General features: G+C 66.4%; 21 protein-coding genes. 8 read left to right on the top strand and 13 right to left on the bottom strand.

Features of this window, described 5'->3' with window-relative positions:
* Positions 1-81 precede the first annotated feature (81 nt).
* On the bottom strand, positions 82-672 hold the full coding sequence (locus ACJJV6_RS08275) for a TetR/AcrR family transcriptional regulator (RefSeq protein WP_235046871.1): 591 nt from the start codon (positions 670-672) through the stop codon (positions 82-84).
* A gap of 626 nt (positions 673-1,298) precedes the next feature.
* On the opposite strand from ACJJV6_RS08275, the gene ACJJV6_RS08270 reads away from it, so the two are divergent.
* Positions 1,299-1,556, top strand: coding sequence for a DUF3072 domain-containing protein (locus ACJJV6_RS08270; RefSeq protein ID WP_009358058.1), 258 nt, complete (start codon positions 1,299-1,301; stop codon positions 1,554-1,556).
* A gap of 26 nt (positions 1,557-1,582) precedes the next feature.
* On the opposite strand, the gene ACJJV6_RS08265 is transcribed toward ACJJV6_RS08270, so the two are convergent.
* The gene (locus ACJJV6_RS08265; protein WP_009358059.1) at positions 1,583-1,786 is read right to left on the bottom strand and encodes a hypothetical protein; all 204 of its coding nucleotides are present in this window, start codon (positions 1,784-1,786) and stop codon (positions 1,583-1,585) included.
* 395 nt (positions 1,787-2,181) lie between these two features.
* Between ACJJV6_RS08265 and ACJJV6_RS08260 the strand changes: the two genes are divergently transcribed.
* Together ACJJV6_RS08260 and ACJJV6_RS08255 are read left to right on the top strand one after the other, a co-directional pair.
* A complete protein-coding gene (locus ACJJV6_RS08260; protein WP_407710298.1) occupies positions 2,182-3,423 on the top strand; it encodes a glycosyltransferase 87 family protein in 1,242 nt (413 codons plus the stop codon).
* Between the two features lie 28 nt (positions 3,424-3,451).
* Positions 3,452-4,711 carry a glycosyltransferase 87 family protein gene (locus ACJJV6_RS08255; protein ID WP_407710297.1) on the top strand — a complete coding sequence of 420 codons (1,260 nt, stop codon included), beginning with the start codon at positions 3,452-3,454 and terminating at the stop codon, positions 4,709-4,711.
* 20 nt (positions 4,712-4,731) lie between these two features.
* On the opposite strand, the gene mptB is transcribed toward ACJJV6_RS08255, so the two are convergent.
* The gene (gene mptB, locus ACJJV6_RS08250; protein ID WP_407710296.1) at positions 4,732-6,315 is read right to left on the bottom strand and encodes a polyprenol phosphomannose-dependent alpha 1,6 mannosyltransferase MptB; all 1,584 of its coding nucleotides are present in this window, start codon (positions 6,313-6,315) and stop codon (positions 4,732-4,734) included.
* Positions 6,316-6,607: 292 nt separating this feature from the next.
* Here mptB and ACJJV6_RS08245 point away from each other — a divergent pair, with 292 nt between their 5' ends.
* Entirely contained in the window at positions 6,608-8,107 is a 1,500-nt protein-coding gene (locus ACJJV6_RS08245; RefSeq protein WP_407710295.1) for a SulP family inorganic anion transporter, read from the top strand.
* A 51-nt stretch (positions 8,108-8,158) separates the two neighbouring features.
* On the opposite strand, the gene ACJJV6_RS08240 is transcribed toward ACJJV6_RS08245, so the two are convergent.
* The 5 genes from ACJJV6_RS08240 to ACJJV6_RS08220 all read right to left on the bottom strand — a co-directional run bounded on the left by ACJJV6_RS08240 (position 8,159) and on the right by ACJJV6_RS08220 (position 12,902).
* Positions 8,159-9,280, bottom strand: a complete 1,122-nt coding sequence (locus ACJJV6_RS08240; RefSeq protein WP_407710294.1) for an NAD(P)/FAD-dependent oxidoreductase — start codon at positions 9,278-9,280, stop codon at positions 8,159-8,161.
* A gap of 75 nt (positions 9,281-9,355) precedes the next feature.
* The gene (locus ACJJV6_RS08235) at positions 9,356-10,399 is read right to left on the bottom strand and encodes a Gfo/Idh/MocA family oxidoreductase (protein WP_407710293.1); all 1,044 of its coding nucleotides are present in this window, start codon (positions 10,397-10,399) and stop codon (positions 9,356-9,358) included.
* The gene (locus ACJJV6_RS08230; protein ID WP_133350207.1) at positions 10,399-11,178 is read right to left on the bottom strand and encodes an amino acid ABC transporter ATP-binding protein; all 780 of its coding nucleotides are present in this window, start codon (positions 11,176-11,178) and stop codon (positions 10,399-10,401) included. The genes ACJJV6_RS08235 and ACJJV6_RS08230 overlap by 1 nt, the downstream gene beginning before the upstream one ends.
* Complete coding sequence (locus tag ACJJV6_RS08225; RefSeq protein ID WP_133350209.1) at positions 11,175-11,963, bottom strand: amino acid ABC transporter permease; 789 nt, start codon at positions 11,961-11,963, stop codon at positions 11,175-11,177. The genes ACJJV6_RS08230 and ACJJV6_RS08225 overlap by 4 nt, the downstream gene beginning before the upstream one ends.
* A gap of 78 nt (positions 11,964-12,041) precedes the next feature.
* Positions 12,042-12,902: an ABC transporter substrate-binding protein gene (locus ACJJV6_RS08220; RefSeq protein ID WP_407710292.1), complete on the bottom strand. Its 861-nt coding sequence runs from the start codon at positions 12,900-12,902 to the stop codon at positions 12,042-12,044.
* A gap of 173 nt (positions 12,903-13,075) precedes the next feature.
* Here ACJJV6_RS08220 and ACJJV6_RS08215 point away from each other — a divergent pair, with 173 nt between their 5' ends.
* Positions 13,076-14,182 (top strand): LacI family DNA-binding transcriptional regulator, encoded by a 1,107-nt coding sequence (locus ACJJV6_RS08215; protein WP_407710291.1) that lies wholly within the window; start codon positions 13,076-13,078, stop codon positions 14,180-14,182.
* Here the strand turns inward: ACJJV6_RS08215 and ACJJV6_RS08210 are convergent.
* Positions 14,138-15,289 (bottom strand): GGDEF domain-containing protein, encoded by a 1,152-nt coding sequence (locus ACJJV6_RS08210; RefSeq protein WP_035752809.1) that lies wholly within the window; start codon positions 15,287-15,289, stop codon positions 14,138-14,140. The genes ACJJV6_RS08215 and ACJJV6_RS08210 overlap by 45 nt on opposite strands.
* A gap of 156 nt (positions 15,290-15,445) precedes the next feature.
* On the opposite strand from ACJJV6_RS08210, the gene ACJJV6_RS08205 reads away from it, so the two are divergent.
* The 3 genes from ACJJV6_RS08205 to ACJJV6_RS08195 all read left to right on the top strand — a co-directional run bounded on the left by ACJJV6_RS08205 (position 15,446) and on the right by ACJJV6_RS08195 (position 18,221).
* Positions 15,446-15,682 (top strand): zinc-ribbon domain-containing protein, encoded by a 237-nt coding sequence (locus tag ACJJV6_RS08205; RefSeq protein WP_009358071.1) that lies wholly within the window; start codon positions 15,446-15,448, stop codon positions 15,680-15,682.
* 250 nt (positions 15,683-15,932) lie between these two features.
* Positions 15,933-17,096, top strand: a complete 1,164-nt coding sequence (gene rsgA / locus ACJJV6_RS08200; RefSeq protein ID WP_407710290.1) for a ribosome small subunit-dependent GTPase A — start codon at positions 15,933-15,935, stop codon at positions 17,094-17,096.
* 96 nt (positions 17,097-17,192) lie between these two features.
* Positions 17,193-18,221: a LacI family DNA-binding transcriptional regulator gene (locus tag ACJJV6_RS08195; protein ID WP_009358073.1), complete on the top strand. Its 1,029-nt coding sequence runs from the start codon at positions 17,193-17,195 to the stop codon at positions 18,219-18,221.
* Between the two features lie 3 nt (positions 18,222-18,224).
* On the opposite strand, the gene ACJJV6_RS08190 is transcribed toward ACJJV6_RS08195, so the two are convergent.
* The 4 genes from ACJJV6_RS08190 to ACJJV6_RS08175 all read right to left on the bottom strand — a co-directional run bounded on the left by ACJJV6_RS08190 (position 18,225) and on the right by ACJJV6_RS08175 (position 22,873).
* Positions 18,225-19,256 (bottom strand): arabinan endo-1,5-alpha-L-arabinosidase, encoded by a 1,032-nt coding sequence (locus tag ACJJV6_RS08190; RefSeq protein WP_407710289.1) that lies wholly within the window; start codon positions 19,254-19,256, stop codon positions 18,225-18,227.
* A 1-nt stretch (position 19,257) separates the two neighbouring features.
* On the bottom strand, positions 19,258-20,763 hold the full coding sequence (locus ACJJV6_RS08185) for an alpha-N-arabinofuranosidase (protein ID WP_407710479.1): 1,506 nt from the start codon (positions 20,761-20,763) through the stop codon (positions 19,258-19,260).
* 120 nt (positions 20,764-20,883) lie between these two features.
* Positions 20,884-21,525 carry a YesL family protein gene (locus ACJJV6_RS08180; protein WP_407710288.1) on the bottom strand — a complete coding sequence of 214 codons (642 nt, stop codon included), beginning with the start codon at positions 21,523-21,525 and terminating at the stop codon, positions 20,884-20,886.
* Positions 21,518-22,873, bottom strand: a complete 1,356-nt coding sequence (locus ACJJV6_RS08175; RefSeq protein WP_407710287.1) for an arabinan endo-1,5-alpha-L-arabinosidase — start codon at positions 22,871-22,873, stop codon at positions 21,518-21,520. The genes ACJJV6_RS08180 and ACJJV6_RS08175 overlap by 8 nt, the downstream gene beginning before the upstream one ends.
* Between the last annotated feature and the right edge of the window lie 3 nt (positions 22,874-22,876).

The following is a 22,876-nucleotide window of genomic DNA, read 5'->3' as shown; positions in this document are numbered from 1 at the left end:
CCTTGCCTCTTGCTGCCCGCCTATTCCGCTAAGAAGGATGAGTCTGCAGGAGGCAGAGCATCCAGATATGGTGGAAGGCCGTTATAGACCTACCTTATCGAGGTATGCATCTACGAGGTTGTCGCAGAGGTCCTTGTGACGCGGGTCGGATGGATCGGCAAAGTACTGGAGACTGCATCCGTCCATGATTACAATCAGTGCCCTGGCAAGATTTCGTGCAGAAATAGTCTGGTCCTGATTCCCCCGCTTTGCGGCGGCAATCAGCAATTTGGAAATTTCTTTTTCATAGTCACTGTAAACACTGCGGGATAAGTCACCGTGATGCGGGTTACGCTTCGCCCACATCCCGATTTCAAATTGGGCCAGGACGTTCAACTCGTCTGAGACCATCTGGGCCCAAAACAAGTCCATGACGCGATGCGCGATACCTCTTAAGTCCTCCGAGCCGTCGACTACGTGCGGGATGGCACGGACCAGTTGCTGAAGCAGCTCCGCCGCAGCTGCCTGCATGAGCTCATCTTTGTTCGTGAAGCAAACATGCACAGCTGCTAGAGAAGCATTCGCTTCCCCGGCTATCGTTCTTAGGCTGGCATTTTCGACTCCATCACGCTTGATGACCCGAATGGCCGCGTCGATGAGCTGTTCGCGACGATCTACCGTGGAAATACGCAACTTGTCTCCTCGCCCCCTAGACTCAGGTTCTACTCTAAATGCCGTAGAGGCCCCGCGCGGAGCCACCCGGTTGGACCGTGCTGGTTTCGCCCCACCAACAGCGCGGGTTCAACTGATTACAGTGCATGCGGCATTCAGAGCAACCTGTGCTTCTTGCCATCGGCCGTATAACTTGAAGCGGAGGCGGTGAGGCGCTGTTTGAACTGGGACATGGCATCTTTGCATAAATATCCAGCCCCTTAGGTTTGTCTGGATTGCGGAGCGGCCTACCACTGCGCGGCGTGGCCGTCGCAGCTCTGGGGATGGGCTAGCGTTGGGCCGCTGTCTGATGCCTCCACCGGCAGCACCGTTGCTGTGCGACCAGTAGCGAGGAGCTTTTCGGCCGAATCTGGCGCAGAAAAGCCGCCTAAGTACACCCCAAACTGACGTCAGATTGACGTGGAAAACGCGTCAGAATAGGGTCCAGTCAGCACTTCCCGGACACTGCCGAAGCCGGGTCCTAGACCCATACCTGACAGAAGCACGCAGGCGCGAAGCTCCTGCCGCCGCTGCATCCCACGGGCACCACGCACGCAAAGACAAGCATCCTTCCCAAAATGTCCCACCCCGCCCCTAGACTTTTGGCCATGGACAACAACGGGAAAGAAACCATCGGCAGCCCGACCCCCGAGCCGGATGCAGGCCTGAACCGCGATCCCGAGGACTGGGTGACCGGGGACGAGCCCATGACTGCGGCACAGCGCAGCTACCTGGACACGCTCGCCCGGGAGGCGGGGGAAGAACTGCCCGCGGACCTCAGCAAGGCCGAGGCGTCCAAGCACATCGACCGTCTGCAGCAGCGCAGCGGGAGGGTGTCAGGGGACGGGAACGACGCCGGCGACTAAGCACCGGCGCAATAAAAGAGAAGGGCCTACCAGGCCTGGTGTTCCCGCGTGAGGCCGAAGGGAACGGACTCGCTCAGCGAAATCGTGAACTTGTCGGCCGCGTGCCGCGTGACCAGGATTCCGTGGCGCCGATCAGCAAGGGCACGTGCCTTGGCAGCGGAGACGGCAGCGTCGAGTTCGCTGTCCATGCTTTGGCGGTCGGCGACAGTCAGGGTCAGGGGAAAGTTCATGGTGAAGCCTTTGTTGAATATTGGGGATAGGGGCAGGGCAACCGCCTGCGCTCCCCAAGGCTGCAGACGACGAAAGGCACATAAAAGGCCTTCGGATCATGATGCCTGATCATAGGAGCGCCAACAACTGGAGAAAAATAACCGCCGGTCAGAGCGGATAGCGTTTTCCCGCGAGGCATGATTACGGCGCCCAATGCGCGGTCAACTAAAGTTGGATCCGGGGCGGAGGCTGATTCCCAGCCGGCTCCAACGCCACAGACACCGCCACGCGGCAGAACCAAGCACCAGCGCAACACCACACGTGTGCCACAACTGACAAGGATCCCGCCATTTCCACCGACGCTTTCTTCGGCAAACTGACCAGGATCCGCAACGTCATCCTCCCCGCACCGGCCATGGAAAAGCTGAACACCGGCCGCGGACTGCTGGGCGGGTTCATCGTGGTCCACCTTGTCTTCCTCATCTTCGCCGCCTCGCTCTCCCTCCGCGGCGAGGCGTTCAGTGACACCTTCATCTACCGCGACTGGGCCATGGCCGGGTTCGACGACGCCAACCTCTCCGGCGGCCCCAGCCCCTGGGTCTACCCCATCCTGGCGCTCATCCCCATGGCCATCGCAGGCATCGCCGGGCCGGGGCCTTTTTTCTTCCTCTGGGTCCTGATGACCACCCTCTTCAACGGCTGGGCGCTCCTCAAGCTCACCGGACGCGGCCGGCACCCTGAGGCAATACCCGCCGGCTGGTGGTGGCTGGTGTTCACGTTCCTCATGGGCTGGCTGGGATTCGCCCGCGTGGACGGCCTAACCGCCCCGCTGGTCCTGGTGGCTCTGGCCTACGGCGTCAACCGGCCGTTCATCGCGTCCGTCCTCCTGGCCATCGGCACGTGGGTGAAGGTCTGGCCGGCGGCCATCATGCTGGCCCTCTTCGCGGTCGTTAAGAACCGGATCCTGGTGGTCCTGGCAGGACTTGCGACGACGGCGGGCGTCGTTGCTCTGGCAGCGGCAGTGGGCAGCGTCCCCAAGCTGCTGAACTTCCTCACCCAGCAGGGCGACCGCGGCATGCAGCTCGAGGCCACCTTCACCACGCCCTGGCTCTGGCTCTCCGTCCTGAACGTCGGTGATTCCCGGATGTACATGAACACCGCCATCAACTCCATGCAGGTGGACGGTCCGGGCACCGCCCTCATGTCCGTCCTCATGCAACCGCTCCTGATCCTGGCCGCGCTGCTCGTGGCCGGCATGACCTTCTGGGCCCTCCATAATGGCAAGATCAGTGGCGGTGTGGACCGCACCGAACTGCTCCTCGCGGGCGCCCTCACCCTCGCCACCGCGTTCGTTGTCTTCAACAAAGTGGGCTCACCGCAGTTCATGGTCTGGCTCGCCCCCGCCGTCGCCGTCGGCCTGGCCCACAGCTGGCGCGACTGGCGCGTCCCGGCCGCCATGCTGATCGTCATCGCCGTGGCCACGTACTTCATCTACCCGCTGTTCTACGACGCGCTCAGCCACAACAACCCGTGGATGGCCCTGGTGCTCACCATCCGCAACGTCCTCCTGGTGGTCCTGTTCCTCTGGAGCGTCCGGCGCCTGTACCTGCTGGGCAAGAAGGCCCCGGCCGCCGCCCCCGCGCTCAAGGAGTCCTGAGATTTCCACGAGGTTTTTCGACCGCCTGGTGGCGGTCCGCAGCAAAGTCCTCCCTGCCAAGGTGGTGGACTGGTTCGCCCGCCCGTCCAGCGTGTGGTGGGGCTTCGCCGTCGTCCATCTCTACTTCCTGGGCTGGATGGCGTCCTTCTTCCTGCACGGCGACACCTTCAGCGACACAGAGCAGTACCGCCAGTGGGCCATGGACGGCTACAACCCCGCGGACCTGGACGGAAAGATCAGCCCGTGGGTCTACCCGGTGCTGGCGCAGATCCCCATCTTCCTCGCCAACATCGCCGGGCCAAGCCTCTACCTGCTCACCTGGTTCCTGATCATCACGGCGCTCAACGCCGTCGGGCTCGTCTACCTGACCCGCGGCCCCCGGAGCACCAAAGGCATTGCCCCGGCCTGGTGGTGGCTGTTCTTCACCGTTTTCATGGGCTACCTCAGCTTCGCCCGGGTGGAAGGCATCACCGCACCCATCGTGCTGATCGCACTGCTCTACGCATCGGAGCGGCCCGTGGTGGCCGGCGTCCTGCTCAGCATTGCCACCTGGATCAAGGTCTGGCCCGCCGCGGTGCTGGCGCCGATCGTGATCGCCAGCCACAAGCGGATCCAGGTGGTCCTGGCGGGCGTTGCCGTGACCGCCGTCGTCACCATGGGCACGTGGCTGTCCGGCGGCCTGCCGCACATCCTGGACTTCCTCCTCAACCAGGGCGAGCGCGGCATGCAGCTCGAAGCCACCTTCTCCACACCGTGGGTGTGGCTGAGCGTGTTGAACATTGCCGGGTCGAAGATGGCGGACAACACCGCCATCAACTCCACCGAGGTCTACGGTCCGGGTGCCGCCACCGCCGCGGTCCTGATGCAGCCGCTGCTCATCCTCGCCGCCGTCGGAGCGGCCATCCTGCTGGTCCGTGCCATGAAACGGGGGGCCGAACGCGAGGAACTGTTCCTTGAAGGCTCCCTGATGATGGTCACCGCGTTCATCGTGTTCAACAAGGTGGGTTCGCCGCAGTTCATCATCTGGCTGGCGCCGGTGATCATTGCCGGGTTGACCCACGACTGGGACCGCTGGAAAGTCCCGGCCGCGCTGCTGATGGGCATCGCGATGACCACCTTCGTGATCTACCCGCTGTTCTACACCCCGCTGATCCATGCCCATCCGATCATGGCGGCCATCCTTACCACCCGCAACGTCCTGCTGGTGGTGCTGCTCTGGTGGTCGGTGCAGCGGACGGCGGAACTTGGCCGGAAATCCACCGCGCCGGTTCCCGCCGCGAACGCTTAGGGGTCAGCGGGAGAAGGGGGTCAGCGGCTGACGGCCCGTTCCCGCTGCGCCAGCAGCCACTGCCAGCCGCGCCGGGCGAGGTCCCAGGGCTTGCCCTGGATCAGCAGCTTGCGGGTGTGCACGTCAAGGAACAGCAGGTAGAACGTGAAGGCGAGCGCGGTGAAGAACGCCAGGGTGGACGCATCGATGGGAAGCTCCACGAACGACCATACGGACAGCTGGTCCTGCGCGCCGAACACCACGAAGAACGTGACGCCCACGTACAGGGACCGGATCTGCCAGTCGTCGCGGATCCCCGTGACGGCCAGGAACGGCAGGAACCACAGGATGTACCAGGGCTGGATGATGGGTGAGAGCATCACGACGGCGGTGAACGCCAGGGCCATCCGGCGCACCGCCCGCGAGTAGTCGCCGCGGAACATCAGCAGCAGGACCAGCGCAATGGCGCCCCACTTCATCCCGGTCCTCAGCCACGTGGCGAGCGTGCCGCCCGGGAGCCCCAGCGCGTTGGCGAGCATTTCCACCTGCTGGCCCAGGAAGCCGGACGGCGAATAGCCCGTGTACCCGGGGGTGGGGTCCATGATGGCCCAGGTCCAGCCGATGCCCAGGTTGTAGGGGATGCCGCTGAGGAGCAGCACACCGAAGCTGAGGCCCGCCGTCGCGCCCCACATCAGGAACTTGCGCGGCCAGGAAGCGGACGGGCCCGCCCACATCACGCCAAGGAACGGCAGCAGCAGGACGGTGATGGGCTTGATCCCGATCGACGCGGTGACCAGGAGGATCCCCACGATGTAGCGGCGGGTGGCAGCAAAGTAGACGCCGGCCACGGCCAGGCCCACCATCAGGGCATCGTTGTGGGCGCTGGCGATGAAGCTGATGAGGAACAGCGGGTTGGCCACGGCGATCCAGAGTGCCCGCGCGCCGTTGATGCCGTGCAGCTCCGCCAGCTTGGGCACGTAGATAACGCAGAGCAGCACCCCGACGCCGGCCAGCAGGCGGAAGAGGAGGACGGAGACGTCCGGCTGCGCGCCGGTCAGCCCCACCACCCCGCGCGCCAGCCACAGGAAATACGGCCCGTAGGGGGTCCGGTTCTCCGCCCAGGCGGGGTCGGCGCCGAGGGCGAACCAGTTGCTGAGCGTGGAGATGCCCACCTCGTAGGGGTTCTGGCCCTCCTGCACCAGCCGCCCCTGGCCGGTGTAGGCATAGACGTCGCGGGAAAAGACGGGCACGCAGAACAGCAGCGGCAGGGACCAGGCGGAGACGGCAATCACCACCGACCGCAGGGACGACTTCCCCCACTCGGCCAGGCGCTGTCCCAGCCGCAGCCAGGACCGCATCAGCACCATGGCGCCAACGGTGAGCAGGACGGTGGAGACTGTGACGCCCCAGCCCTCGGTGCGGAGCGCGATGACCACGGGCTGGCGGATCATGGGCGAGCCATTGGCGATCCAGCCGGTTCCGATGGAACCGGCGAACATCATGAGGGCGCCGACGAACCCTTCGATGATTGCCAGGTAGGCGCGTCCGGTCGCCGGCGCGGAGGCCTTGACCGGCGCTACCGGCTGGCTCTCCGACGTCCCGAGATGTGACCCGCCTGCCGTCATGATTGTGTCTGGTCCCCTACTTCGTTACGGCGCTGGTTGGACCAGCTGAAAGGCCGCCCTGCAACCCGGCCATTTTATCAGCAGGCTTTCCTGCCTCCCCGGGACCAGGCGGGATCGAAGGCCACAATCACGCAACAAGGCTGGGGTAGCCTTGGAACGGCAGCCGAGTCGTCGGCGCATTCCTTTTTCCACCCACTGACTTCCGCGGCCGGGCTGGAACCGTGCGCATTGTGGCGCGCAATCACGTTGCCCACCCGCTCTTCCCGCAGAGCCAAGCACCTGGAGCCGCTCCTTGGCCGTCGCCGCCAGCACCCGTCCCGCCCGGCAACCGATTACCGTACTCACGGCCCTGCGCTCTCCACGGCAGCTTTCCCGCGAGGTCCTGGCCGGCATGGTCACCACCCTGGCCCTGGTCCCGGAAGTCATCTCCTTCTCGATCGTGGCCGGGGTGGATCCCATGGTGAGCCTCGTGGCCTCCATCGTCCTGGCCCTGGCGATGTCCATCCTGGGCGGACGGCCCGGCGTCATCACTGCCGCAGCCGGTTCCGTGGCGCTGGTGATCGCCCCTCTTGTGCATGAGCACGGTGTCCAGTACGTCCTGCCGGCGGTACTCCTGGCCGGCGTGATCCAGGTGGTCTTTGGCCTCGCGGGGCTTACCCGGCTGATGCGTTTCATTCCGCGGTCGGTGATGATCGGGTTCGTCAATGCCCTGGGCGTGCTGATTTTCATGGCGCAGGTGCCGCACGTCATCAACGTCCCGTGGCTCGCCTATGTCCTGTTCGCCCTGACGTTCGCCATCATCTTCATCCTGCCGCGCTTCACCAGGGCCGTCCCGTCGCCGCTGGTGGCCATCGTGGTGGTCACGGCAATCGTCATCGCCGTCGGACTCACCGTTCCCGATGTCTCGGACGAGGGACCCCTCACCGGCCGGCTGCCCGGGATCACCCCCTTCCTTTTTCCCGTGACCCTCGAGACCTTCCAACTGGTCCTGCCCACGGCGCTGAGCGTGGCGTTTGTTGGCCTCATGGAAACCCTCCTGACGGCGAAACTCGTCGATGACATGACGGACACCCCCTCGCACAAGGGCCGTGAATCCTGGGCACTGGGCGTGTCCAACATTCTGGCCGGTTTCTACGGCGGGATCGCAGGCTGTGCAATGATCGGCCAGACCGTCCTGAATGTGAAGACCGGCCAGGCGCGCACCCGTATATCCACGTTTGTGGCCGGTCTGTTCCTGCTGGCGCTGGTGACCGGACTCAGCTCCGTCATGGGGCAGATCCCCATGGTGGCCCTGGCCGCGGTCATGATGGTCGTCGCGGTCACTACCGTCGACTGGCACAGCGTCAAACCGTCCACCCTGAAGAGGATGCCGGTGCCGGAGACGCTCGTCATGATGGTCACGGTCGCCGTCGTGGTCGTCACCGGCAACCTGGCGTACGGGGTGCTGGTGGGGGTCATCCTGGCGATGGTGTTGTTCGCCCGCCGCGTGGCGCACGTCATCAGCGTCGAGCGGAGCCTCGCGGATGACGGCGAAAGCGTCCGTTACGAGGTGGTGGGGCCGCTGTTCTTCGGCAGCAGCAACGACCTGGTGGAGCACTTCGCCTATGCGGACGACCCCGCCTCGGTGACCATTGACCTCAGCCGCGCCCAGGTCTGGGATGCCTCGACTGTCGCCGCCCTGGACTCGATCGAGACGAAATATGCCGGCCACGGGGCTGCGGTGGCAATCGTTGGGATGGATGAGCGCAGCACCGGCTTCCACGGCCGCCTCACCGGACATTTGGGCGCCTGAGCACACCGAAAGAGCGGGGCCGCGCGGCCCCGCTCTTTCCGGGTATGAGGCTTAGGAGAACCGTCCCGGCCGGAAGGTGGCGAGCATGGGGTGCTTCCTGCCGGTCAGGATCTCGCCGGCCAGGAGCTCACCGGCAATGAGGCCCAGGGTGGCGCCGGAGTGCGTGAAGGCGACGAAGCAGCCGGGCACCTGTCCCAGTTCGCCAAGGACCGGCTCGCCGTCGCCGGGGATCGGCTTGTAGCCCATCTTCCAGGACGCCGGCTTGAGCTCCGGGTTGCCGGCAACCAGCTTCGACGCCTCGTCGGCCAGCTCCTGCACAACCTCATCCGGGATGCTGAACGAGCCGTCCGCGTGCTCGGTGATGTGCTCCTCGTACCAGTCGTGGTCCAGCGCGAACGTGCCGCCGGGATTGGGCCGGAGCGCGGCCCGCGGGGTGTTCATCACCGCAGCGACATCGTGCTGCACCTGCTTGGTCACCACCAGCATCGACACCGGTGAGCCGTTGGGGATCCGGACGCCAAGGGGTTCGACGACGGCGGGCGTCGCCGCGCCGCACGCCACCAGGACGGCGTCGGCCGGGTAGGTCCCGCCCGCGGCCGTTTCCACCCCCGTGGCCCGTCCACCCTCCATCGTCACGGAGGTCTTGCCCGCGTTCAGGACGAGTTCACCGCCGCGGGAGTGGAATTCCTCCATCAGGAAGTCGATCAGGTCGGGCAGGCTGACCCAGCCCTCGCCCGGGTTGAAGATGGCCTTTTCCGGCACGGCGGCGGCGTCGATGCCGGGGGTAGCGGAAGCGATGTCACCGGGCCCGAGGAGCTTGGAGTCGTAGCCGATGGACTTCTCGTAGGCGTGCCGGAACTCGGTGGCAGCCTGCTGACCTTCGGTATTCCACATCAGGCCGCCGCCGAACTGCAGCCACTCCCGGGTGGGGTCAGCGGCAAAGAGGGTGCGGTAGCGGTCCACGCCGGCGACCCGCAGCTGGTGGTAGGCGGTGGAGCGTTCGCCGGCGGAATTGAGCCAGGACAGTGACCGGCCGCTGGCCTCGCTGGCCAGGCCGCGCTCGGTCAGCAGGATGACGGAGGCGCCTTCGCGGAGCAGGTGGACGGCGGTGGAAACGCCCAGGATGCCGCCGCCGATGACGGCGACGCGCTTGGTGGAGGCTGCAGAGGACATGGTGTCCCTTTCTGTGAAGCGTGATGGTGGTGGCGCGGCGACGCGCCGGAGCGAAAAATGGCGGGGTGCCTGATGTCAGGCCAGGGCGTGGATGCCTTCGATGACCCTCAGCACCTCGAGGGGTTCGGACGGGTTGACGGGCAACGGTCCGTCTCCGCGCAGTGCGGCGGAAAGCCCGGCGTAGAACTGCGGGTAGGCTCCCCGCTCCGCTGGCACGGGAACGGTGGCACCGTCCGCGCCCAGGAGCCCCCAACGCTCCTGGGGTTCCACACCGTAGGCGGGGTCCGACGGCGGCAGGTCGGCCGCGAGGGCAGGTTCCTGGCCGTCCAGTCCCCACTTTGTATAGCCGGACCGGGAGCCCAGGACGTGGAAGCGCGGACCAGCCTGGGCGGCCATGCCGTTCATCCACAGCCTTGAGCGGACGCCGGACGCGTGCTGCAGTGACACGAAGGCCTCGGTATCGGCGGCATCGGGGTGGGGCCCGCGGTTCGCCGTCTCGCCGTAGCTCCTGTCCACCGGGCCGAACAGCTGGATGGCCTGGTCGATGAGGTGCGCCCCCAGGTCGTGCAGGATGCCGCCGCCCTCGGCGAGGGACACGGTGTCCCGCCAGTTGCCGAAGCCTTCGGGACGCCACCACTCAAAGCGCGACTCGAAGCTGCTGATTTCGCCGAGTGCGCCCGACGCCAGGACTTTCCGGAGGGTCAGGAAGTCGGCGTCCCAGCGCCGGTTCTGGAATACGGTGAGCTGCACCCCGCCGTCGGCCGCCCTGCTGATCAGTTCCGCCCCCAGGTCCGACGTGGGAACGAAGGGCTTGTCCACCACCACGTGCAGTCCGTGGGCGATGGCCGTGGCGGCCAGCCCGAAGTGGGTGTCCGGCGGAGTGCCAAGGATAACCAGGTCGAGGTTTCCTGCCTCCTTGAAGAGTTCCTCCGGGGTGGGGAGGATCCGGGCCTGCGGGTAGAGCCTGGCTGCCTCAGCCACCCGCTCCAGGTGTGAGGTGACGATGACGTCGAGGGAGAAGCCTGGATTCGCGGCGATCAGCGGAGCGTGGAACACGCGGCCGGAAATTCCAAAGCCGACGACGGCAGTACGGATGGGTGCCGCTGCAACGGTCCGCATCACAGCACCTCGGACAGGAAGCGCTGGAGCCGCTCGCTGCGCGGATTGTCGAACAGCTGGGCGGGGGTACCGGCCTCCACCACTTCGCCTTCGTCCATGAAGACCACCTGGTCGGCCACCCTGCGGGCGAAGCCCATCTCGTGGGTCACCACCAGCATGGTCATTCCGCGGCGGCCCAGTCCGGCCATGAGGTTCAGCACGCCCTTGACCAGTTCCGGGTCCAGCGCGCTGGTGGCTTCATCGAAAAGCATGACCTCAGGCTCCATGGCAAGTGCCCGGGCAATGGCGACGCGCTGCTGCTGGCCGCCTGACAGGTCCCTGGGCCGGTGGTCGGCCCGCTCCGCCAGCCCCACCTCGGCGAGGCGGCGGCGGGCGAGCTCCATCGCCTGCGCCTTGGGCATCCCCTTGACGCTCCAGAGGGCCAGCGCCACGTTCTCCAGGGCCGTGTGGTCCGGGAACAGGTTGAAGTGCTGGAACACCATGCCGATTCGGGTCCGCAGGGTATCGGGATTGGCGCTGAGGGTGCTTTCCCCCGCGAGCAGCACCTCGCCGCTCTTCGGTTCGTGCAGCCGGTTGATCCCGCGCAGCAGGGTGGACTTGCCCGAACCTGATGGTCCGATGATGCAGGTGGTGGTGCCCGGAGCGACAGTGAGGCTGACGTCGCGCAGGACGTTGATGTCCCCGTAGGCCATGGTCAGGTTGCGCAGTTCCAGGCTTGAGCCGTGGAACGTCGAGGCGTCCGCCGCGGCGTTGTGGGCGGCTGTAGTTGGCAGGTTCATGTGTTGCTCCCGGTGGTGAGCGGCGAGGCCGCGTCGAGTTCCTTGACTTCCTTCAGCCCGCTGGTGGGGGCGGCGGGGCGACGGCGGCCGGTCCGGAACTTGTTGTCGAAGTAGTTCACGAGGTGGGTCAGCGGAACAGTGATCACCAGGTAGAAGACGCCCGCGGCGACCAGCGGGGAGAGGTTGCCGGACAGGACAGCTGCGTCCTGTCCCACGCGGAACAGTTCGCGTTCACTGACGAGCAGTCCCAGGAAGTAGACCAGCGAGGAGTCCTTGACGATGGCGATGAACTGGTTCACCAGTGCCGGAAGGACCCGGCGGACACCCTGCGGCACCACCACCAGGGCCATGGACTTGGCGTAGCTCATGCCCAGGGCCCGGCAGGCTTCGCCCTGGCCCTTGTCCACGCTGAGGATGCCGGCCCGGAAGATCTCACCGATGTACGCGCTGGCGATCAGGCTGAGCGCGATGATCCCCAGGGGGTAGGGCGACGGACCGAAGATGGATTGGCTGAGGCGTGCGAAACCCTGGCCGATCAGCAGGATGGTGAGGATGGCGGGCAGGCCCCGGAAAAGGTCCGTGTAGATCCTGGCCGGAACGCGCAGCCACTTGGAGGGGGAAATGCCCATGACGGCAACCACCATTCCCAGCACCGTGCCAAGGAGGGTGGCTGCGATGGAAATGATCAGGGTATTGAGAAGGCCGACCCCCAGCAGCTGGGGAAGGACCTCGGCCATCGCGCCGAAGTCGAAGAAGGTACGGATGATGGTGTTGAGCCAGTCCATGGTTGCTCTCAGACGTTAGATGGTGTTGACGGTCCGGGCGGACTGCAGGATGCAGCCCGCCCGGTAAACGGCCTGGGCCTATTTGCTGGGCTCAGGCGAGGCGGTCTGCTCGGCTTTTGGCAGGTACTGCTCGGGCATCGGGGAACCCGGGAACCACTTCTGGTAGAGCTTCTTCCAGGTGCCGTCCTCCATGGCCTCCGCGAGTCCCTTGTTCAGGGCTTCCTTGAAGGCCGGCTTGTCCTTGGCCACGGCGAACCCTGCGGGGGCGTCGAAGGACGGGATGTCCGCGGCGCTGACCAAGCCGTGCTGTTCCTGGTAGGCCTTTGCGGCCTCGTAGTCCAGGAAGTGGGCGTCAACGGTACCGCTGTTGACCGCCGCAATGGCGGTGTTGTTGTCCGGGAAACGGACCAGGCTGGCCGACGTGAAGTTCTTCACGGCATAGGCTTCCTGGAGGGTCCCCTGGACCACGCCCAGCCGCTTTCCGGCAAGGCCGTCGGCGCTGGTGATGCCGGAGGTCTTGGTGGTGATGACGGTCAGGTATCCGGCCAGGTAGCCGTCGGAGAAGTCCACGGTCTCTTTGCGCTTGTCCGTGATGCCGATCGCGGCCACTCCGGCGTCGAACTGCCCGTTGGCCACGGCGGCAAGGAGGCCGGAGAAGTCCTGTCCGGTGAAGACCACGTTGTCTACGCCGGCGCGGTGGGCCACGTCCTTGAAGAGTTCCACATCGAAACCCGTGAAGTTGCCCGAGGCATCCGCGAAGGTGTACGGCTTCGAGTCACCCAGGCTGGCCACCCGGATGGTGCCGGGCTGGATCAGGCCGTAGGGGTTGTCCTCCGTGGTGGTGGAGGCGGCAGTGGTGGAGCCGCAGCCGGAGAGTGCAAGCACTGTGGCAAGGGCGGCCGCAGCCAGGCCGGCGGGGCGGAAGTTCAGTTTTTTCACAGCGTTGTCCAATCGTTGATGGGGAGGCGGTGCTGTCAGGGCCGCCAAAGAAAGTGGCCGATGTTCTTGTTGAGTCCGGTCTCAACACCTAGAATTGAGACCGGACTCACATCGATTGATAGAAATGTAGCCGAACTCACATGGGCCGTCAACAGCCCCGTCGAAAGGTGAAGATGAACGGTGAAGGAGCGAGGCGGCGGGACGTGACCGTCGCCGACGTCGCGAAGGCAGCCCAAGTGTCCAAGGCCCAGGCCGCAAGGGCTCTGGGCAACTACGGCGCCGTCAGCGACGATGTCCGCGAACGGGTACTCGCCGCAGCCGAGGCGCTTTCCTACCGCCCCAACGAGCTTGCCCGCAGCATGAACACGGGGAAATCGCACACCATCGGCGTGGTGGTGGGCGATATCGAAAACCCGCATTTCGGCCTTGCCACCCGGGGCATCACCGACGCCGCGAAGAAAGCGGGCTACAACGTCATCCTGGTCAACACGGATGAGGACCGGGCGGCCGAAGTGGAGGCCGTCCGGATCCTGCTGGACAAACGGGTGGACGGCCTGATCGTCGCACCCGCATCATCGGTGGATACCGCGCACCTCCAGCAGGTGCACCAGTCAGGCCGCCCTCTGGTCTTTATTGATCGGACCGGCGGGGACCTGGATGTGGAGACGCTGGCAGTGGACATGGCCAAGATTTCACTCGAGGCCACGCAGCATCTGCTCGAGGCCGGCCACCGCAGGATCGCCTTCATTTCCACGTTGCGGACCGACGCCCCCTACAAGCCGGGGATGACGCTGGACTCGTCGCAGATCGAGGACCGTTTGGAGGGAATGCAGAGGGCATTCCTGGCGGCAGGCCTTCCGTTCCCGGAGGACCTGGTCCGGCTGAATGCCGGAGACGCCGAATCCATCCGCAGCATTACCCGGGACGTCCTTCGCGGGCCGGAGCGGGCCACTGCGGTGGTCGCTTCCGATGGCCTGATCGCCCTCAGCGTGGTGGAGGCGATCCAGGAACTTGGACTGTCGATTCCCGGCGATGTTTCGTTCCTCATGTACGACGACTTCCCCTGGACCCGGCTCACCACCCCGCCCCTGACCGTAATCGCCCAGCCGGTCTACAACATGGGTGTGGCTGCAGCCAAGGCGCTGATCCGCCAGGTGGAGGGCCTTCCGCCTGCCGCACCGGCGCAGTTCACGGCTACCCTGGTGCGGCGCGGTTCGGTCGGACCGTGCCCGGACCTACAGGAGCCGGTCGCTGCGGGCCGTACGGTTGCGGCCCCCTGACTTCGCCACATACAACGCCGCGTCCGCGGCGGCGATGACGCTGTCCACCTCGGCGGTCCCGGCGTCGTACGTGGAAATTCCGTAACTGGCAGTCGGCATTTCCATGCCGTCCACCGTTGGCGCGGAGGCCAGGCGGCGGCTGATCTCTTCCGCGATCAGTTCGGCCCGCTCAGCACTGGCGCCGGGAATCAGGAGGACGAATTCTTCGCCGCCGTACCGGCCCACCAGGTCCGTGGACCGGACGGTGTCGGTGCAGGCTTCGGCGAAGCGCTGCAGGGCGATGTCCCCGGCGGCGTGGCCGTAGGTGTCGTTGACGGTCTTGAAGTGGTCCAGGTCCGCCAGGATCAGGGCGCCGGAACCGCGCGTGATGGTGCGGTCCGAGAGCAACTCGGCGGCCAGGTCAACGAAGGCCTTGCGGTTGAGCAGGCCGGTCAGGTCGTCCCGGGACGCGACCACCCGGAGGGCCCGCGTCTGCTGCTCGCTGCTGAGCGCCGCCATGCTGAAGGAGACCACCACCAGCAGCACCATGGTCACCAGGGTTGTCACTGCAGAGCCAAAGACCGTGGTGAAGGTGGGCCCGTGCTGTCCCTCGAACAGGAACGCCACCCAGCGGAAGAAGTAGAAGACGGCCAGGCCGCCGGCGGATACCGCCATGGGGATCCGGACCCGCGAATAGCCCGGCTCCAGGCGCCAGAGCTCGCGTGACGCCAGCCCGATGCTGACACTCATCGCGGCGAGGAACACCGGGCCGCCGGACCAGGTGTTCGTGGCAGGGTTGTCCAGGACGGAGGCCACCAGCGTGACCAGCGGGATGCCGGTGAACGCCCACTTCGGCGGAGGTACAGTCCGCAACGACCGCGCACCTGCCCAGACCGCCACCCCGCCATGCACCAGCAGCACGTTGCCCAGCGGATTGGCCCATATCTGGTGGACTGTGCCGTCCAGCAGGAAGCAGGCGGACCCCGTAAGGAAAAACAGGAGCGCCAGGCACCACCAGCCGCTGTACGGCGAGCGCGTGATCCGGTAGGCGGAGAAGTAGAACAGCAGCACCAGGACCAGGGCCATCAGGCCGAAGGCGATCCGGAGGGTCGCGGTGTCCAGAACCATGTCTTCGAAGTCCCCCCCAACGCCGAATGCTGTGCCGACCATCAGTATCTCACCGGGCACGCGCATCGGCGTCGTACCCATGAACAGCCGCGGCGAAACCGCCTAAGGTGGTGCGATAAGCACAGGATTCCCGGACAGGACCACGAAAGGCCCGCCATGCTCCTCCTTTTCGGCTTCAAGACGGTGCTCAAGGCGCTGCCAGGAAAGCCCGCAACCTGCCAGTACTGCCGCTCCTTCGTCCATCACCACCTGGAAGAGCGCGCCACCAAGTTCACGCTGTTCTTCATTCCGGTGTTCACCACCTCCCGGAAATACAACATCACGTGCTCCAACTGCGGCTACGTCTCCTCCATCTCGGCGCGGCAGAAACGCGCCCTGGAACTGCAGCGCTGAGTTTCCGTTCTGGCTCTGGCCCCCGGCGGCGGCCGCGGCTAGAGTGGGACACGGTCGCCCCTGCCGTCCCCGGCAGAGCGGAGAGGACCCTTGGAGGGAATGGAGGTGGTTTTGATGACTGCAGTTGCCGTGCGCCCGGAGCGCCCCGCACCCATCAACCAGACCATTTCCCTCCGCTGCACGGTTCCAGCCTGACTTCCCTTTTTCTTTCGGCTGGGCGGTGCTGCGGGACTTACCCGAGGTAACCGACGTGACCAATCCTTCAGGGTTCTCCCTGACCAGCAGTGCAACAGACAATTCAAGCGACCCGGGCGGGCCGGTGGCCTATGGCTATACACCGGCAGTGGCCCGGCACTTCGCCGCCCACCCGCTGCCGGGAGCAACCGGCCGCGGCCGGGTGGTCCGCGTGGACCGCAACCTCCTGCTCGTGGCGGTGGACAACCAGCTCCTGCATCTTCCCTATCCCCTGGCCGGCGGCATTCCCGTCACGGGAGACTGGGTCTGGACGGGCCCCAACCGCGCCGGTGAATGCCAGATCCTGGCCGTCCTGCCGCGGCTGTCCGAACTGAGCCGCAAGCGGGCTTTCGAGAATTCGTCCGCGGCCCAGGTCCTGGCGGCGAACATGGACGTGGTGGGGGTGGTGGTTCCCGTGGACCGGCCGCTGACCCACAACCGGCTGGAGCGGACCCTTGTGGCAGCGTGGGACTCCGGCGCCACTCCCCTGGTGATCATCACCAAGGCCGACCTCGCCGCAGTGGCGGACGACGTCGTCGGGAAAGTCATTCTGCAGGCCGCCGGGGTGGAGGTGGTGACCACGTCCGCGGAAAACGGCGACGGGATTGACGAACTGCTGCAGCACATCCCTCCGGGCGGCACCATCGTGCTCCTGGGACCCTCCGGGGCAGGGAAGTCAACGCTGATCAACGCCCTGGTTGGCCGCGAGGTCCAGCACACCGGCGCGGTGCGCTCCGGCGACTTCAAGGGCAAGCACACCACCACGTCCAGGGAGCTGGTGCCGCTTGCCAACGGGACCGTGCTGATGGACACACCAGGGGTGCGCGGCTTCGGGCTGTTCGACGCCGAAGACGGCATGGAGGACATGTTCGGCGACGTGGAGGAACTGGCCGCCGGGTGCCGGTTCTCGGACTGCTCCCACCAGGGCGAACCCGGCTGCGCCGTACAGGAGGCCCTCGCGGACGGCAGCCTTCCCGAGCGGCGCTGGCACAGCTACCTGAAGCTGCAGCGCGAGCTGGCCGCCCTGGCCCGGCGCAGCAGCGTGGCCGCCCAGCGCGCGTACCACCGGGAATGGCACCATAAGGTGGTGTCGGCCGGGAAGTCGCAGCGCTGGGCGGAGCGGGACCTGGCCGAACGGCAGGACCGCGCCGGCGGGAAGGACCGGAAGCGGCGGCGGTGAGGGTCCGGAGGCCGGCGGTGAGCGCACCAGAGGCGTTCAACGTTGTAAACTCAGCGTAACCGGCCTCCGGGCCTCAAACCTTTTGCAGGGGGATCCATGGCGGCCACGCTCCACGATGTTGCCCGGGTAGCGGGCGTGTCCTTCAAGACGGTGTCCAATGTCATCAACAACCACCCGCACGTCCGGGAATCCACCCGCGCCAAGGTGGAGCAGGCTATCCGCGAGCTGGGGTACCGGCCCAACCTCACGGCCCGCAGCCTTCGTTCCGGACACACCGGCGCCATCACGCTCGCGTTGCCCCAGCTGAGCCTCCCCTACTTCGCCGAACTGGCCGACGCCGTCATCGAGGCCGCGGCAAAGTGCGGGCTGGTGGTGCTGGTGGAGCAGACCGGCGCCGACCGCGACCGGGAACTCGAGGTCATGGCCAGCCCGCGGCTGAAGATGTCCGACGGCCTGATCTTCAGCCCCCTGGCGCTCGGGCAGGAGGACGCGGACCTGATCAAGGCCGAGGTGCCCATCGTACTTCTCGGCGAGCGCATCTTCGGCAGCACCTCCGACCACGTCACCATGCAGAACGTGACGGCGGCCCGCACCGCCACCGAGCACCTGCTGGACCTGGGCCGGAAGCGGATCGCCGTGGTGGGCGCCCACGAGGGTGAGGTCATCGGTTCCGCCGGCCTCCGCCTGCGCGGCTACCGGGAGGCCCTCGAGGCCAGGGGCATTCCGTACGACGACGGCATCGTGGCCTACGTGGTGGACTGGCACCGGTCCAACGGCGCCGCCGCCATGCACGACCTCCTGGACCGCGGGGCCCAGTTTGATGCCGTCTTCGGGTTGAATGACACGCTCGCCCAGGGTGCCGTGCGGGTGCTGCAGGAGGCCGGGTTCCGAGTGCCGGACGATGTGGCGGTGATCGGCTTCGACGACCTGGACGAAACCCGGTACTCCCTTCCCACCCTCAGCACCGTGGATCCCGGCCGCACGGAGATTGCCGAGACTGCCATCCGGATGCTGATGGACCGCATCAAGGACCCGGCCGGAATGCCGCCCCGCGAGGTCGAGACGGCATTCCAGGTGGTGCCGCGGGAGTCAACAGTGGGACGCGCGGCGGCCGTCCCGGCGTAGGGCCTACTCCCACCGCACTTTTGGCCAGCGGTCCTTCCACTCCAGCCCGGCCAGCCCCAGCCGGAAAGCGCCGTCGAGCTCCTCCGCGTAGTAGTGGAAGGCAAGGACGTTCCCGGAGACGGACTGCCCGCCCGGCCCCACCCGCCCGCCGTCGGATGCGAGCAACGGCGTGCCGCCGCCGTCGAGCAGGTCCTTGCCCTCCGCGTCCACGTAGGGGCCGGTGATGCTGTCCGACCTCCCGACGGCGATGTTGTAGGTGCTTTCCAGCCCCTGGCAGCAGAAATCGCGGGAGAAGAACAGATAGTAGGCACCGTCGTGCGGCAGGATATAGGGCGCTTCAATGGCGTTGGGCGGGGCCTGCCGGTCCGCGATGGCCACCGGTTCTTCCGTCCCCGCCCGCAGGCCGCTTGGCCACTCGAGCTCCACCAGCTGCAGCCCGGCCCAGAAGGATCCGAAGGACAGCCAAGGCCTGCCGTCCTGGTCCTCGGCAATGCCCGGATCAATCGCGTTGAACGCTTTCCCCTTGGACGAGATCACCTCGCCCCGGTCCACCCACTCATAGTTGGGGTCCGCAGGGTCAAGGGTGGTGTTGGTGGCCAGGGCGATGACGGAGAGGTTCCTGCCGAAGGTGGAGGCGGAGTAGTAGAGGTACCAGGTCCCGTCATGCTCGTAGAGTTCGGGCGCCCAGAGGTTGTCCACACCCGGCACCGCCTCCGCAAGCCAGGCCGGCTTCTCCTGCCACACCTCGCCGGCATACTCCCAGTCCACGCCGTCCGCGGACCGACGCACCTGGATGTTGCCGTCTGCCACCTGCCCGTTGCCGGTGGAATAGATGAACCAGGGCTCCCCGTCCTCCCCCTTGACCAGGGCCGGATCGTGGGTGAAGAAATCGCCCGTGAGTCCGGCGTGCTTCGCCTCGGGTGCCGCCCCGGGTGCGGCGCACCCGGCCAGGACAAGGACGACGGCGGCCAGCGCCGCTGCCAGCCAGGCCCCCGGCGGGCGGCGGGCAGCGGCGCCTGTGGCTGGTGACGGCACGTCAGCCAAGCGCGACGGCGGACCAGGACACCGGAGGCAGCGTCACCGTGAGCGTGCCCTCGTCCAGGACAACGCCGTCGAGCTGCTTCAGGCCAACCCGGTCCTGGTCCTGGAGGGTGTTCTTGGCGTAGACGTCCTCGTCGTGCAGGGTCACTGCCTCGGTGACCACCGTGGCGTTGAGTTCAGCGACGTTGACGGTCACGTCGATGGACTCGGTCTGGCTGCGGTTCACCAGGAAGATGGCCGACTCTCCGGTGGCGGCGTCGGTGGTTGCCACGGAGTCCACCAGCGGGGCATCGCCGTACACCGCCGTCGTGTAGGTTCCTGCCTCGATGCGGGGACGGAGCACCTCACCCTTTGCCAGCCGGGACGTGACGGAGAACGGGAAGAACGTTGTCTGGCGCCAGGTGTCGCCGCCGGGCTCGGTCATGATGGGGGCAATCACGTTGACCAGCTGGGCGAGGGAGGCTGCGGCCACCCTGTCATGGTTCTTCAGGAGCGTCATCAGCAGGTTGCCGAACACCACGGCGTCGGCCACGGAGTAGGTATCCTCCAGCTGGCGCGGAGCGTGCGTCCATTCCTCGTTGACCTCGTCGGAAGCCTGGTGCTCGTCCAGGTACCAGATGTTCCATTCGTCGAAGGAGAGCTGGATGGTCTTCTTGCTCTTGAGCTTGTGCTTGACGTGGTCGGCGGTGGCCACCACGGTTTCGATGAAGTACTGCATGTCCAGCGAGGACGCCAGGTAGGAGCCCAGGTCGCCGTTGCGCTCCTGGTAGTAGGCATGGCAGGAGATGTAGTCCACGTAGTCGTAGCTGTGCTCCAGGACCACGCGCTCCCATTCGCCGAACGTGGGCATGGCGGACCCGGAGGAGCCGCAGACCACCAGTTCCAGGTTCTTGTCCGCAGTCTTCATGGCCGACGCGGTGCGGGCAGCCAGCTTGCCGTAGTCCTCGGCGGACATGTGCCCGATCTGCCAGGGCCCGTCCATCTCGTTGCCCAGGCACCACATGCGAATGTTGTACGGGTCCTTGGCACCGTTGGCGATGCGCTGCTCGCTGAGCGCCGTGCCTGACGGGTGGTTGGTGTACTCCAGCAGGTCCAGGGCGGCCTCGATGCCCCGGGTGCCCAGGTTGACGGCCATCATGAGTTCCGAGCCGGTGAGCTTGCACCAGCGGGCAAATTCGTCCAGGCCCACCTGGTTGGATTCGAGTGAGTGCCAGGCGAGGTCCCGCCGCACGGGCCGCTGGTCGCGGGGGCCCACGCCGTCCTCCCAGCGGTAGCCCGAGACAAAGTTGCCGCCGGGGTAGCGGATGGTGCTGGAGCCGAGTTCCTTGACCAGTTCGATGACGTCCAGGCGGAAGCCATCCTCATTGGCAGTGGGGTGGCCGGGCTCGTAGATCCCGTCGTAGACGCAGCGGCCGAGGTGTTCCACGAAGGAGCCGAAGATCCGGCGGTTGACGGGGGCCACAACGGCGTCCCGGTTCACGGTGATGACAGTGGGTGCCACGACAGCCAGGTGGGTCTGTTCGGCAGCGGCGGAGGTGATGGTCACGGTTTTTCCTATTCTTTATAACGTTGTAGAACTAGCGAAGGACGAGTTGAAGTGTGCGTGAGGGTGCAGATCGGCTTAGGGGCTTGCGGGCTCCAGCCCGCCGAGCCTCCGGCCCACCAGCCATCCGGACAGGAGCAGGGGAAGCGAAGCGCCGACCAGGGGCACCAGCACCGTCATTCCGGAGAAAATGACAGTGGCCGCCGCCAGGGTTGCCAGCAGGGAAAGGCCCATCACGGGCGAGATGAGCGGCAGCATGAACGCTGCCCGCCATGTCCTGCTAACGGTGTCCCGGTACCGGGCGCAGATGGACACCGCCGTAGCGGCTGCAGCAATGGTCACGGCGGCGACCACCGCGGACAGGACCAGCAGGACGGCCCGCATCAGGGGCGGCATCGCGGTCCCAGCCGGACCCAGCAGGGTCCCGACGTTGAATACCAGTACGACGCCGGCGGTCCAGAACGCGGCTCCCACCAGGTTGGCGCGCCGGAACTGGTACCGGTAGGCGGTGACGAAGTCACGTACCACATGGTCTCCGGCCGAACCGTCCCGCAGCCTGCCCAGGACCGTGCTCGCGGCCACTGCTGCAGGGAACAGGCCCAGGACCACGAGTCCGGCCAGGGTTCCTGCCACAAAGAGCACGTTGACCAGGACCAGGGCTGTGGAGAAGCGGAGCCAGCCCATCAGGCGGCCTGCCCACCCCATCGGCTGATCATTCATAGGGCGACATCCGGGTTCCGCTCCAGGCCACCCCGTGCTGGTCCAGGCCGCTGAAGGACAAGGCCGGGCGGCTGCGGGACCAGTCCCAGGAACCAAAAACCACGGCATCGAGTTCAACGGCACCATCGGGGCTGCCGGGAGCAGCAACGCGGAGCCTCATCTGTTCGGGGGCGCCCGCGGAAACTGCTCCGCCCGCGTCAATGCACTCGACGCTCAGGGCCACCGCCGTGACGAGGTCAGGCGATTCCGGGGCGAAGCGGAGGACCTGCCAGGTTCCCGCGACTGGAACGGAAGTAGGCAGCGCCTCACGCCCTGCCCCTGCGAAGGGCTGGGGCGCGACGACGGGCCAGCCGGAAGCGGTGAAGAAGATCCGGCGCAGCTGCACCACATGCTGGCTGGGATCAGCCGCGAAGCGGACGTGGTGGACCGCGAAGTGCTCGGCCCGCCCGTCCGGCCCCTCCTGCGTCAGGACAGAGTTGTGGCCCGGCGCGAGCCAGCCCGTGCCGCCGTCGAACTGGTAGCTGCCCAGCACCTTCGTACCCACCGACGCGGGCGGGGACTCCAGGTCCGTCATCGGGTTGCCCAGGAAGTCGCGGTAGGGGCCGGTGATGCAGTCCGCCACCGCCACCCGGATGTTGTAGGTGCTGAACAGGGAGTCGTAGGAGCAAAAGAGGACATACGCATCGTCCTCCGGGCGGTACAGCACAAAAGCCCCTTCGACTGCGCCCTCCACGGACTTGGGGCGGCGGGCGATGACGGTTCCGAGGTCGCCCTCCACCAGGGCCAGGCCCGTTGCGGCGTCCAGCGGCAGCGTGTAGATCCCCGAGAAGAAGGACCCGTACGTAAGCCACGGCTTTCCGTCGGCATCGAAGGTGACCGCCGCATCTATGGCGTTCTGGGAATGTTCGCCGGCGCGGGTGGCCACCACAAGGCCGCGGTCCTCCCAGGGCCCGGCCGGTGAGGAAGCAACAGCAAGTCCTATGGCTGAGGTGTTGGAGCCGAATGTGGACGCCGAGTAGTACATGTGCCATCCGCCGCCGGGCCAGCGGACCACATCGGGCGCCCAGAGGCCCTGCGCGCCGGACCAGGCTGCGGCTGGTTGCGGGACGCCGTCGAACGCCGTGCCGGCGTAGGTCCACTCCACGAGGTCGGTGGAGGTCCTGATATGTACCCCTGCAGGAATATCTTGCGCGTTGGCAACGGCATCGGTGGAGAACATGAAGTAGGTGCCGTCGTCCTGCACCACCGTAGGGTCGTGGGCGTGGCGGGAGCCCCATGACGCAGATGGTGGGTTGGCGCCAGCGGGAAGCGGAAGCAGTTCGCGGGAAACATCAGTATCGGTGGCCACGGC

It is taken from the genome of Arthrobacter nitrophenolicus, from assembly GCF_045833485.1.
Taxonomy (GTDB): Bacteria; Actinomycetota; Actinomycetes; order Actinomycetales; family Micrococcaceae; genus Arthrobacter; species Arthrobacter nitrophenolicus.
This window is presented reverse-complemented; position numbering and strand designations above follow the sequence as displayed.